The organism is Congregibacter variabilis (assembly GCF_045689235.1).
GTDB lineage: Bacteria > Pseudomonadota > Gammaproteobacteria > Pseudomonadales > Halieaceae > Congregibacter > Congregibacter variabilis.
The window spans coordinates 2,284,753-2,296,463 of the sequence record NZ_CP136864.1; the positions used below are offsets into that span (position 1 = coordinate 2,284,753).

Genomic DNA, 11,711 nt, shown 5'->3' on the forward strand with positions numbered 1-11,711 from the left:
GCTAAGTCTCTAAGCGTTATTCGCCAACGGGTAATTGGTGTTGCACTGCAAGTGAACGGGGAATCAGAACCTTCTCCGTGAGCAAGAGCTGTGCATAGCCTTTGCCCTGGGGGTCGGCGCGCAAGCTTGCCGTGCCACCTCCACCCAATACATCGTGAAGAAGAAAGTTCAGCGCATGACTGCCCGGCAGATAAAAGCGCTCAACCGGCGTGGTCTGTCCCGGCGCAAGAAAATGCGCGAAGTAGTTCGCGACTTCCTCGGGAGTCAGCCTGGCCGCAATCCACGGCAAAAAGTCCGGATGTCGCGCCATGATGCCGATATTGGCTTTATCGCCCTTATCGCCGCTGCGCCCAAAGGCCAGAAGCTCCAGGGGAACCTGGACGCCATCATCGGGCGGGGTATCCGCTGCAGGGGCAGCTTGGGGATCGGGCATGTCGGCAACACGGCCCAGCTCTGCCTCGGGGGCAGGAAGCGCCTGACCATCGAGCTCAATGGCGATCTGCAACTGATCTTTGGGTATCAACATAGAGAACAAGCGCACCACCGGGGTAGGCTTTGGCCGCGCCCCGGCGAAGCTGGTAAGCCCCGGAGGCGCAGTAAGCGCCAGCCCCACCATCTCTTTGAGAAAGATCCCCACACCCTTGGGACTGGAATGCTTCACCGCCAGCTTCACGTCGACTTCGCGACTTCGAAAGTAACGAAGCGCGGCTCCAAAGTGTGATTCGACGCCAATCACTTCGACGCTGGTTTCAGTTAATGGCTCTAGCCCCGCCTTTGCGAGCATCTCCTCGGTGCGGGCAAAAATACTGGCTGCCAGATATTCTGCTTTTTTACGTGCATCACGGCCAACCATGGTCCAGATTTGCCCGGCGCGATAGCCATCTGCCCAGGTTGCGCTGACTTTGTAAGTGGAGGGCGCGCCATGCCCCCGGGCACCACTGACCTGAACCTGATTCGGACCTGACTGCACCAGTTCTACCTGACTAAAGTCACAGACAACATCAGGCAAAAGATAGGCGCTGGGATCGCCAATCTCATAAAGCATCTGCTCGCCGACGGTGCCTACACTTACCAAGCCGCCAGTATTAGACGGTTTACACACAGTGAAGTCACCGCTCGCGCAAAGCTCAGCAATGGGGTACCCCGCTGATCCGAGAGAGTCGATGATGTCCTCCCAGTCCGTAAAGTTACCGCCGGTTGCCTGGGTGCCACATTCAAGGATGTGCCCCGCCAGACTGCCTTGAGCGAGGCAATCAAAATCGTCGCGCTGCCAATCAAATGCGTGTATGCAGGCACCCAAAGTCACAGCGCTGTCGACACAGCGGCCGGTGACCACAATATCGGCGCCCGCATCGAGGGCGGCAGCGATAGGAAAGGCGCCAAGGTAGGCGTTGATGCTCGCGACACGCGCCGGGTCAGGAAAAGTCTCTCCGGAAAACATCTCACGCGCGTCGCTAAACTCGGCGGCCCGGGGCAACAGGTCATCACCCAAAACCACCGCAACTCGCAGGTTTAGGCCTTGATCGGCAATTACAGAGCGTAAAGCGTCGGCACAGGCTCGGGGATTTACGCCGCCCGCATTAGCAAGCACCTTTACACCTTGAGAAGTAATTTGAGCCAGATTCGGGGCCATGGCGGCGCTCACAAAGTCCGTGGCGTAACCTTTGCTGGGGTCCGCGGCTCGAGCTCGAGCCATAATCGACATGGTGACTTCAGCAAGATAGTCGTAAACGATGTAGTCGAGATCACCGGACGCTAAAAGCTGCGGTGTCGCCAGGGCCGCATCGCCCCAAAAGCCGGATGCGCCACCGATACGAATTCTGCTCTTGGTTGTCATAACCGACCCAACTTCATCACTGCGGGATCAAGATATTATGCAATACTCAATATTTATCAAGTATTGCTCAATGTTATATTTACCCCGGTGTATGGACCCACTATGCTGCTGCAATGATGCCTGACGAGAACATCCATGACTGACAACGCCCGACGCCGGTCCCGGGAACGCCTGGAAGAACGCGAGCGCGGTATCCTTGATGCGGCGACCAAACTTTTTGCCACGGCAGGCTTTCATGCCACCTCTACGCGCAAAATCGCCGCGGCGGCAGGTGTCTCCGAAGGCACGGTGTTTCATTACTTTGGCAGTAAAAACGAGCTCATGCTGGGCATTCTGGATCGCTTCTATAACGAAGTCCTGAATCCCCGGGCCGCAGAGATACTCGATACGATCATGGACACTCGAGGCCGGCTACGCGCTCTTGCTATGCACCATGTCTCTTCACTGGCCGCAGATAATGCTTTGATGATGCGCCTGCTGCAGGTCTACGTGGGTGTGGATCTGGAAATTTTGGGACAGGACAAACAATCGCCGCTTCGGGATCTAAACCGCAGTTACGTTGGCCACCTGGACCGAGCCGTTCGAGAAGGCGTTGAACGAGGCGATCTGCGCAATAATCTTGAGACGCGCCCCCTTCGGGACCTGTTTTTTGGCACTTTGGAATACGGCCTGCGCACGCATATGTATCGCCACGGCACCGAAGGTCTTGACGCCTATGTAGATGCTTTACTTCAGCCACTTTGGGAGGGCCTGAGCAATAGCGATAGCCCCGCAACTCCAACGGAGCTTCTCACCGAACGCCTGGAAAAGGCCTGTGAACGCCTGGAGCGCACTTCCGAGCGCTGGGAGAAGAGCTAACCACGAATGAAGATTCTGTTTTTGTGTACTCACAATGCCTGTCGCAGCGTGCTCAGCGAGGCCATTTTGAGAGATCGGGCCAAGGGCCTCATCGAAGTCGCCAGCGCCGGCAGCGAGCCCTCAGGCAATGTGCATCCGCAAACGCTGCGACAGCTCCAGGAGAGGGGTTACTCAATCGACAGTCTACATAGCAAAGGCTTTGATGATTTGGCTGCCTTCAAACCCGATGCGGTAGTTACGGTGTGCGATCGCGCTGCCCAGGAGTCCTGCCCCGTATGGCTTGATTCAGCGATCAAAGTCCATTGGGGGCTGCCAGACCCAACGCGCGAGTCCTCTGCCCAAAAAATGGACGAACTTTTTGGCAAGGTAATTCTCACGATCGAACAGCGGACCAGGCAGCTGCTGGCGGAGTACGAAGTAAACACCTCCAAAGAAGCATTCGCCAAGTTATTGCAGCGAATTCGCGATGACCATAACGCGGCTGTCTGAGCGCTACCCGCAGAGTTGCTCAGGGTTAGGCATTGTTGCTTGGATAAGTTTTTTGAGCGCACTGGGAGCAAAAGCGATCAACTGAGTTTTTCTTGGGACAAACCTTGTAGCCCGAGAACCCGGCCTGATTCACGATGGGCGAATGAATTCAGACAGTAAGTTCCAAATAGCGCTATCGTTACCGCGCATCAGGCTTCTTTGCGGGCTGTCGCTCTTCCTCACAACAATGCTGGCGAGCCCGGCCTTCCCTAGCCAGCTTGATAGCATCCTCAAAGAAGAATCGCTGCCCGGCGTCGCGTGGGCAACTATCGATGCGAATACTGTCGAGACGGGTGGCAACGGCTACGCCGAGCTGGCTGACGAGCGACCCATGACGGCGGCGACCAAGGTGCAGGTGGGCTCAGTCACAAAGACGCTCGTCGCTGTGGGCGTCCTGCGACTCGTGTCCACCGGGCAGCTCAGTCTGGATACCAACGTGGAGCAACTGCTTCCTGAGCTGCACTGGGATAACCCCTGGCACGCAGAAACACCTGTCACGGTGCGGCACCTGCTGGAGCACACCGCGGGTATCGACAACCTTCGAATGTGGCAATTCTTGAATACGAACGTCACTGCCGATACCCCGCTGACGGACGCTTTTCCACCAAATCATGAACACCTGCTGCAGATCAGGACGCGACCCGGCAGCCAGTATTCTTATTCGAATATGGGCTACGCAATGCTGGGGCTTGTGATAGAGCATGTAAGCGCAGAGCGCTACGAGGACTATCTGGCACGAGAGATTCTGGAGCCGCTGGGCATGCACGACAGCAGCTTTCGCTACATCGTCCAGAGTCAAGATTCTCGTCTGGCAATGGGATACCTGGAGGCCGGCATCGCGCAGAGCTCAGTCACGATGTTTCTGAGGCCCGCCGGACAATTCACCACCACGGCCGACGATATGCAGCGGCTACTTCGGTTCTTTCTCGGGAACGGCATGGTCGACGGTAAGGAGATAATCGCTGCCGAGTATCTCGACTCACTGGGCACTCCATCAACAACTGACGCGTACCTCGCTGGTTTGCCCATGGGACACGGCCTCGCTTTAGCCACCCGTGACAGGCACGGCGTTCTGGGTGAATGTCACCCGGGGGAAACCTTCGGATTCCGAGCGTATCTGTGCGTGTTTCGCGAACAGAGCAAAGCATTCTTTTATGCGGTCAACGCAGACTCTGAAAATGCTGACTACGAGCGCCTGAACCGATACTTCATCGAACAGATTGACGTAGCACCGGTATCTGCAATTCCAAGGGTTCCGACCGACCGCCTCGACGAATACACGGGCCTGTACCAATTGGCGCCATCTAACATGGCGCAGTTTGCCTGGCTCGATTGGATGTTCAACTCGCTCTGGCTGAGCGTAGATCAACATCGTGGTGGTCTCGTCATGCATTCGCTGCAAGGCCCGGAGCGACTTCTCCTGCCGTTGGGAGACGGCTTGTTTCGCGCTGCCGATCGCCGCTTGGCTTCCCATATTTTCTTTGGCACTGGTAACGAGGTGCTGAGCTACGGACTGACAACTTGGCGTAAAGCATCGCCGCTACTGCTGTGCCTTGGATGGGTGAGCCTAATTTTAGGCGCACTCGGGCTGCTCTATATCGCACTCAAGGGCCTATGGTCGATACTCAGTGGCCGTCTGCTTGAAAACAAGGCTATTTTGCCGCCATGGCTCTGCCTCATGGCTTTTGCGCTGCCGGTTTATCTTTACACCACGCAGCCGTTTCTGCGATTTGGGGAAGTCACGGCGGCAAGTCTTATCCTGGCAACACTGAGCGTGCTGCTGCCACTTTCCCTGTGTTTATCGTGGTATCAACTCGCTCAAAGCCAGAATCCTTCTCGTGCCAACCTTTACGCTGTTATTGCCAGCTTGCAGCTGTGTCTCGTGCTTCTCTCCCAGGGCGTACTGCCGGTGGTCTTCTGGCGATAGCATTGGCCAAGTGAATGGGCAGATCATGGCCGATTGTCGGCGTACACGCCGCTTGATTTGACTCCCATCACAGGACTGCTTAGAGGAAGATTACTAACGACCGCTTTCGCCTCAGACTGTGTGAAAACTCTTCGACGAGATATGATCTGACTTTCTCGCTGAAGAGTTGCTGCCATGAGTGGATTCATCGAGGGCGAAAGCCGATCACAGGCGACGCTGTTCCCTGAACGCATTGATGATTACATCGCAGAAGAGAACGCGGTTCGCGTTATCGACGTGTTCGTCAATGATTTAGATCTTTCCGGTTTGGGTTTCAAAACAGTGCCCGCAGTCACAGGTCGGCCCGCTTACCACCCGGCCATGATGTTGAAGCTCTATATCTACGGCTACCTCAATCGCATCCAGTCTTCCCGGCGATTGGAGCGTGAAGTCGGGCGTAATGTGGAGCTGATGTGGCTGACCGGCAGACTGACGCCGGACTTCAAAACCATTGCTGACTTTCGCAAGAATAACGGCGAAGCGATTCGTCTGGTGTGCCGGGAGTTCGTCATGCTGTGCCGCAAGCTCAATTTGTTTAGCGATGCCTTTGTGGCCATTGATGGCAGCAAGTTCAAAGCGGTGAACAACCGTAATCGCAACTTCAGCAAAGCCAAGATCAAGAAACGCCTGGAGCAGATCGATGACAGCATTGCCCGCTATCTGGGGCAGATCGCCAGCGCCGACCGGCGCGATAGTGAAGCAAGTCATACCAAGACCGATCGACTGGAACATAAAATCGCAGCCCTTAAAGAGGAGATTCAGGCACTAAAAAAGCTGGAGGTCCGGATGCTGGCAACACCGGACCAACAAATCTCCCTGACTGATCCCGACGCCCGGGTGATGTCCACCGCAGCGCGCAGCAAAGCGATTGTCGGCTACAACGTACAGGCCGCTGTCGACACCGAGCACCACTTGATCGTGGCGCACGAAGTGACGAACATCGGCCACGATCGCTCGCAACTGGCTAACATGGCAATCCAAGCCAAAGAAGCGCTCGACAGCGAAGACCTGTCAGTGCTGGCGGACCGTGGTTACTTTAGTGGGGCTGAGATACTGGCTTGTGCGAACGCGGGCATTACGGCCTACGTGCCCAAGACCCAAACCTCGAACAACCAGGCGAAAGGATTATTTGATCGAGCAGACTTTGTTTATCGGCCGGAAGATGACGAGTACGAATGCCCGGCGGGCCAACGATTGATCTATCGGTTCACGGATGACTCCACAGATAAAGCGATGCGTCGTTACTGGTCGTCAGCCTGTCCACAATGCGAGTTAAGACCAAAGTGCACGACGGGCAAGCAGCGCCGCATGGGTCGCTGGGAACATGAAGAAATATTAGAGGCCATGGAAGATCGGGTGGACCGACTGTCGAACTGCATGCGCATTCGCGGCAGCACAGTGGAACATCCCTTTGGCACGATCAAATCCTGGCTCGGGCCGACGCACTTCCAGATGAAGACGCTCAAACACGTCAGCACGGAGATGAGCCTGCATGTCCTGTCCTACAATCTCAAACGGATGTTGCAGATGTTTGGGGTTGTGCCGCTGATGGCAGCGATAAGAGGCTAAGCAGCCTCATTTTGCTTCTCGAAACCCATGATCTGAGGCCGCGTGTGCGCGATCCTGAGCGACGCACTTTGAAACCCCAATAATTGCCAAGGAAATCTACGATGCTGCAAGGGCTGCTCATTGAGTCGAGCGGATCTGCTGTGCGCAGTAAATCAGTGCGAGAAGTGGCGAAGCGAGTTTTGACACAGTCTGGCCTAGCAAGGGACATTGGTGTGCTGGTGCCTCATAGGTCCGCTTTCGACCCATCGGAGACGTTCCGATACACTCCGGTGCGTGAGCGGTTGTTCTACGGCCGACTCCTCGCGTAGGCACTAACCCGAGGTACAGCCACCATGTTCCATGTTCCCAGACGCAGCCTATGCATTCTGATCATCGCGATGGGCTTGGCGGCCTGTGGCTCTGAGACTACACAAGTTGTAGACCGCGGGTTTCGCGTCGCGAATGCCGATCCCGCGTTTGCATATGGCCGTGGCCCCATCGTAATGGTGGATGAGGGGCACCATAACTTCCACACCGCCGAAGGTCGTTACAGACCTTTTGCTGAACTTTTGCGCAGTGATGGTTACTTGGTTCGGCCACTCCACGCCGAATTTACTCCGGACTCCCTCGCTCGCGGCAAGATACTGCTGATTGCGAACGCTCTCTCCGAAGAGAATGTCACCAATTGGTCGCTGCCGAATCATCCAGCTTTTACGTCGGCGGAAATTAACGCGGTCGTGGACTGGGTTGCGGAAGGGGGCGCTCTGTTGCTGATTGCCGATCACATGCCGATGCCAGCCGCGGCCGCGGAGTTGGCGGCAGCGTTTGGCGTTCGCTTTGAAAACGGCTACGCCATCCGCAAGGGTTTTGAGTCACCCCGTCCTCCCATTATCTTCGATCGAGCGAGTGGCGGTCTGAAAGATCACGAGATTACTCGTGGTCGGTTTAAAACCGAAAGAATCGAATCGGTAGCAACATTTACAGGCCAGGCTTTTCAGGCAGAGGGTGACTTCACGCCACTGCTTGTTTTTGGGCCCTCCACCGAGCTGCTTTATCCCGAGGTGCCTGCTGTTTTCAACGCAAGCACGCAACGCATAGATATCGAGGGTTGGTACCAGGGTATTGCGATGCACTACGGAGATGGGCGTGTCGCGATGTTTGGAGAGGCAGCCATGTTCAGCGCCCAGTTCGTGGGAGAGGAGCGCCAGCCCATGGGGATGAACTCGCCGGTCGCGCCACAGAACGCCCAGTTCGCCCTCAACACACTGCACTGGTTATCGAGGCTGCTTGATTAAGCCGCGGGCGGTACGCATGGGCCGCGCTTGCACAAAAGCGCGATAAGTGCCGACCCCGGAGTTGCTACGTGAGCAAGCCTCTGAGCGAAGGGGCGCAGTGCCGAGCAATCCATGATTGCATTTACTTGAAGTCGCTGACAGGTAATCGGCCGCTAGTGGCCGGAAGTGGTCGTTAGCATCACGGGATTCTTGCCCGTGCTAAGGACCGCTTTGAGGTGTTTTGCGACATTGCCGGAGACCGCTTTCGCCTACTCTGAGACATTAGCGGCCTTAAAACCGAAGAAAAAAAAGCCCGACACCTCGGGCTTTTCAGTATGTAAATGGATAACTTCCGCGAAGCGGAAGTTAAAGCTTGCTATTGAACGATCAAAGTCGTTACGCAGGAGGGCTCGATCACATATCCCTCTGTGGCTGAGGCCACTGACAGACCGTAGCTTCCCGAGGCCAGGCCTTTAGTCTTGAGGTTAAAAGCCCACTCGCCATCTGCGTATACGAATTGGTTTCCGTCGCTTCCCTTACCTGCGAACTCGACATCGACCGCTTCGCTAGTAGCGGTAGACGATGAGACATATGTGACTTGGAGAATCGGCGCCGGTCCTTCAGTGACCTCCATGCTGCCATTGAACACATTCATCCGCAGAGGGATAACACGGTTGGGCTTGCGAACCACGATCTCGCTCGCTGCCGGCCCATAGAATCCCTCACACGAAAACTCTGGCGTTGCAGGGATCGCAAGCGAGGAGCCTACAGGGGATACAATCTGGCCGGGCCCCCAGCTATCCGTTGTGTCGTAATCAGGATAGCCAACCGAAACGGCCCCTCCACGAACGAAACCCTCAGATAGAATGGATACTATGTCAGGAAAGGTACCTGCCTGAATGTCGAGCTTCACCTGTGCAGTGTCGTTGTAATCGTCGATACGCATCTGGTGCCATAAATATACGGGACATTTGTCACCGATAGAAACCGGGCAGTCGACATTATTGATGCGCGAAGTAACCTGTACATATTCGCCGTCTGCATCCGAGAGCACTTTAAAATCGATAGAACCAATACCAATACCGTTGAAAATTATGTCGTTGACCTTGACTTGATACTCCGTCAGGCCCTGAAAAATATTAAGTGCAAACGACTGACCGATAGTGTCAGTTTCATATACAAAGCTTCCGTTCATTCTATAAGTGCCAGGCGTAGGCTCTGAGCCCTCAAAAAATACATCCAATACCTCTTGTTTAACGATCGCGTCCCTCGCAAAGGCCTCTTTTGGCTCGGGTTGGGTTCCGAGAAACTCGATTTTCACTGGTTCCGCTAGCGCCGGCGTAGATACGGCCGCCAGCACAACTGCCACCCTATACAACTTACTGCCTGTCATGCTTTCTCCAAATATGCTTTCTGTAGGTAAAAGAACAAAGACGAAAGCTGGTGTTATCTCGCCTCTACCGGGAGAGGGCAAGCCTAGCTACGTGGTTCACCTCTCTAGAAGAACCAATCAAGATGTATGCCAAGCTAGGTCTGAACTAATAGATAAGTAGTTCAATGTGTTTTTTTTTGCAGGAAAATAGGCTTGAAAAAAGCTGTAGTGACTATGCCTGATTCTTCCCGCCATCTGTAAGGGCTATTGTTCGCAACCTTCGCTGCGCCGGCGCCCCTTGACCAAATTAATTTCCCCAATGAGGTAAAGCGGCACTCCATGCAACAATAACCGTTAATAAATGCACAAAATAAATGCTTACAATGTAAGATTTTCTGACACTATGGACGCCTGTTTTAAGGTCGATAAGTGAAAAAGTCTATATTTTTGCGGCAACGCGGCGTAATAGCCTTACTAACATTGCTGTTAAATATTCCGACAACCCTATATCTCTTGTGAGGCGGCAGCGGCCCTTTATTCAGCAAATAGTTACAAACGGTGCCCAGCTGGACTTCTGGCCGAGTTAATGCCTCCTTTGAGGTGTTCTGAGACATCGCCAGGGGCCGCTTTCGCCTATGAGCGGTGCTTGGATGACTGTTTATTTGAGAGTCTCTTAGCGGCCCATAGCCGCCATCGCCAAGACCAGGAAAGACAGCGAAGTCTATTTGATTTAATCTCTTGAAAAATGTCTGTAGTGGCAAGCGAAATTGATCGAACAAGAAAGTTATCTCGAATGTCGATGTGGTTCGTGTCGGATCACCTTGAGTGATCCAACCATGCGTTCACGCACCGAATGTTTTTGCTTCGATTGCCGCCAGCGAGGTCTCATCTCAGCGAGCAGGAGACCAGAGAATGCCCTTCCAGAAGAGGTTGCGAACTTCGAGCGTGGGGTAGATTTGTTTTATTTCACCAATGCGCTCATTGTTGACCACGAGTCGGAGGAGCTATTGGAATTTTCGAAACTCACTGCTGACGGTTTCAACACAACTGCCATGTCATCCTGCTGTGGCACACTTATGTGTGGCACGCACCCTATGTACGACGGCAATACAATTTCGGTGAACGCGGACAGTTGCCGCGTTACTACTTCGTCGAAAATTCCGGTTCAAGCAGTTGTGTTTGCTTGCGATGCTCCCCAAGAGCAAGCCAGCGACATAGCACAGAGGAGTGAGGTACCTGTGTTTTTCGACGTCTACAACGAGTTAAAGCACCCTGTTCTTCAAGCGTTTGTGGGTGCCGTTACGGCACCGATACCTGATGAAGCCAAGGCCAGAGCAACCACCAATTTTGAAACTCTCTGCGCGGCAAAGCCACTGACTATCAGCAACGACTTCTTTGAAGAGAGTCGGGCCAGATTGGCTAAGCAAGCATCGTAACGACTGGCAGCTTTTGGCCGGAAGCGGCCAAAGAGAACACCCAATTCGGCCTTCGCTGACCGGCCGCTATGAGGTGTTAAGAGACCTCGCCAGGGGCCGCTTTCGCCTATGAGCGGTCCCTGGATGACTGTCTATTTGAGAGTCTCTCAGCGACCCAGGCCGGACGTTTAAAATGAACCTGCTATCCGGTAAAGATCGCGCGGTCGGGCGCAGATTCGGGGGCTTCGATGGCAAAGTCAGCTAAATCGTTGAGTGCCTGCTGCATGGCTGTCCGAGCCTTCAGCCGACTCAGGTAGCTGCCGAAGACCTCGTCCTGACAGAGTCCGTAACCACGAGCCCAGAACACGTTGTACCCAATAATTACGTCAGCGGCGGAGAAGTCATTGCCTAGGATGTAATCTCCCTGATGCAAACAATCAGCAATCTGCGGTTCGCATTCATTGCGGAACTTATTCTCGTATCTCTCGACAGTACGTGGATCGGCCTCGTCGGACTTCAGGAGGTGCCGGTGCGCCCGGATTTGCCAAAGCATCATGTCCATCCACGTTGCGCCAAAGTGAAGATATCGCAGATATTCGGCCCTACTGCGTGGCTCATCGAGAGGAGGCGCTAAACCCTTTTCAGGGAAAGAATCTGCAAGCCACTCTACAATTGCAGCGCTTTCGAGCAACACCTGAACATTACCATCACTCCAGTGTATCTCGAGCGCGGGTACATTGTGGTTGGGGTTAAGCGCGAGGAATTCGGGCTCATACTGTGCGCCTCCGTAGAGGTTGACGCGCCTTAACTCGAAGTCAGTACCAATCGTTTCGAGAAGCATCCATCGGGCCCTGACACTTCGGGTTGCCGGATAGTGATGCAGCACGAGCTTCTTGTAGTCCATGTGTTTGTT

At 54.4% G+C, this 11,711-nt stretch carries 9 protein-coding genes; 6 read left to right on the forward strand and 3 right to left on the reverse strand.

Features of this window, described 5'->3' with window-relative positions:
* Positions 1-16: 16 nt before the first annotated feature.
* A complete protein-coding gene (locus R0135_RS10085) occupies positions 17-1,837 on the reverse strand; it encodes an acyclic terpene utilization AtuA family protein (RefSeq protein WP_407346708.1) in 1,821 nt (606 codons plus the stop codon).
* A 135-nt stretch (positions 1,838-1,972) separates the two neighbouring features.
* Between R0135_RS10085 and R0135_RS10090 the strand changes: the two genes are divergently transcribed.
* From R0135_RS10090 to R0135_RS10110, 5 genes are all read left to right on the forward strand, one after another.
* A complete protein-coding gene (locus R0135_RS10090; protein ID WP_407346709.1) occupies positions 1,973-2,695 on the forward strand; it encodes a TetR/AcrR family transcriptional regulator in 723 nt (240 codons plus the stop codon).
* 6 nt (positions 2,696-2,701) lie between these two features.
* Entirely contained in the window at positions 2,702-3,184 is a 483-nt protein-coding gene (locus R0135_RS10095) for an arsenate reductase ArsC (RefSeq protein WP_407346710.1), read from the forward strand.
* A 142-nt stretch (positions 3,185-3,326) separates the two neighbouring features.
* Positions 3,327-5,150 carry a serine hydrolase domain-containing protein gene (locus tag R0135_RS10100; RefSeq protein ID WP_407346711.1) on the forward strand — a complete coding sequence of 608 codons (1,824 nt, stop codon included), beginning with the start codon at positions 3,327-3,329 and terminating at the stop codon, positions 5,148-5,150.
* Between the two features lie 174 nt (positions 5,151-5,324).
* Entirely contained in the window at positions 5,325-6,758 is a 1,434-nt protein-coding gene (locus tag R0135_RS10105; RefSeq protein ID WP_407346712.1) for an IS1182 family transposase, read from the forward strand.
* Positions 6,759-7,090: 332 nt separating this feature from the next.
* Positions 7,091-8,032 carry a hypothetical protein gene (locus tag R0135_RS10110; protein ID WP_407346714.1) on the forward strand — a complete coding sequence of 314 codons (942 nt, stop codon included), beginning with the start codon at positions 7,091-7,093 and terminating at the stop codon, positions 8,030-8,032.
* A gap of 355 nt (positions 8,033-8,387) precedes the next feature.
* Here R0135_RS10110 and R0135_RS10115 read toward each other — a convergent pair whose 3' ends face one another.
* Entirely contained in the window at positions 8,388-9,404 is a 1,017-nt protein-coding gene (locus R0135_RS10115; protein WP_407346715.1) for a hypothetical protein, read from the reverse strand.
* A 746-nt stretch (positions 9,405-10,150) separates the two neighbouring features.
* Between R0135_RS10115 and R0135_RS10120 the strand changes: the two genes are divergently transcribed.
* On the forward strand, positions 10,151-10,819 hold the full coding sequence (locus R0135_RS10120) for a hypothetical protein (RefSeq protein WP_407346716.1): 669 nt from the start codon (positions 10,151-10,153) through the stop codon (positions 10,817-10,819).
* Between the two features lie 181 nt (positions 10,820-11,000).
* Here R0135_RS10120 and R0135_RS10125 read toward each other — a convergent pair whose 3' ends face one another.
* Complete coding sequence (locus R0135_RS10125) at positions 11,001-11,702, reverse strand: glutathione S-transferase family protein (RefSeq protein WP_407346717.1); 702 nt, start codon at positions 11,700-11,702, stop codon at positions 11,001-11,003.
* Between the last annotated feature and the right edge of the window lie 9 nt (positions 11,703-11,711).

What these genes read in the sequence shown, in the direction of transcription:
- R0135_RS10085 (WP_407346708.1), bottom strand. Translation starts at nt 1,837, where the DNA reads ATGACAACCAAGAGCAGAATTCGTATCGGTGGCGCATCCGGCTTTTGG.
- R0135_RS10090 (WP_407346709.1), top strand. Translation starts at nt 1,973, where the DNA reads ATGACTGACAACGCCCGACGCCGGTCCCGGGAACGCCTGGAAGAACGC.
- R0135_RS10095 (WP_407346710.1), top strand. Translation starts at nt 2,702, where the DNA reads ATGAAGATTCTGTTTTTGTGTACTCACAATGCCTGTCGCAGCGTGCTC.
- R0135_RS10100 (WP_407346711.1), top strand. Translation starts at nt 3,327, where the DNA reads ATGAATTCAGACAGTAAGTTCCAAATAGCGCTATCGTTACCGCGCATC.
- R0135_RS10105 (WP_407346712.1), top strand. Translation starts at nt 5,325, where the DNA reads ATGAGTGGATTCATCGAGGGCGAAAGCCGATCACAGGCGACGCTGTTC.
- R0135_RS10110 (WP_407346714.1), top strand. Translation starts at nt 7,091, where the DNA reads ATGTTCCATGTTCCCAGACGCAGCCTATGCATTCTGATCATCGCGATG.
- R0135_RS10115 (WP_407346715.1), bottom strand. Translation starts at nt 9,404, where the DNA reads ATGACAGGCAGTAAGTTGTATAGGGTGGCAGTTGTGCTGGCGGCCGTA.
- R0135_RS10125 (WP_407346717.1), bottom strand. Translation starts at nt 11,702, where the DNA reads ATGGACTACAAGAAGCTCGTGCTGCATCACTATCCGGCAACCCGAAGT.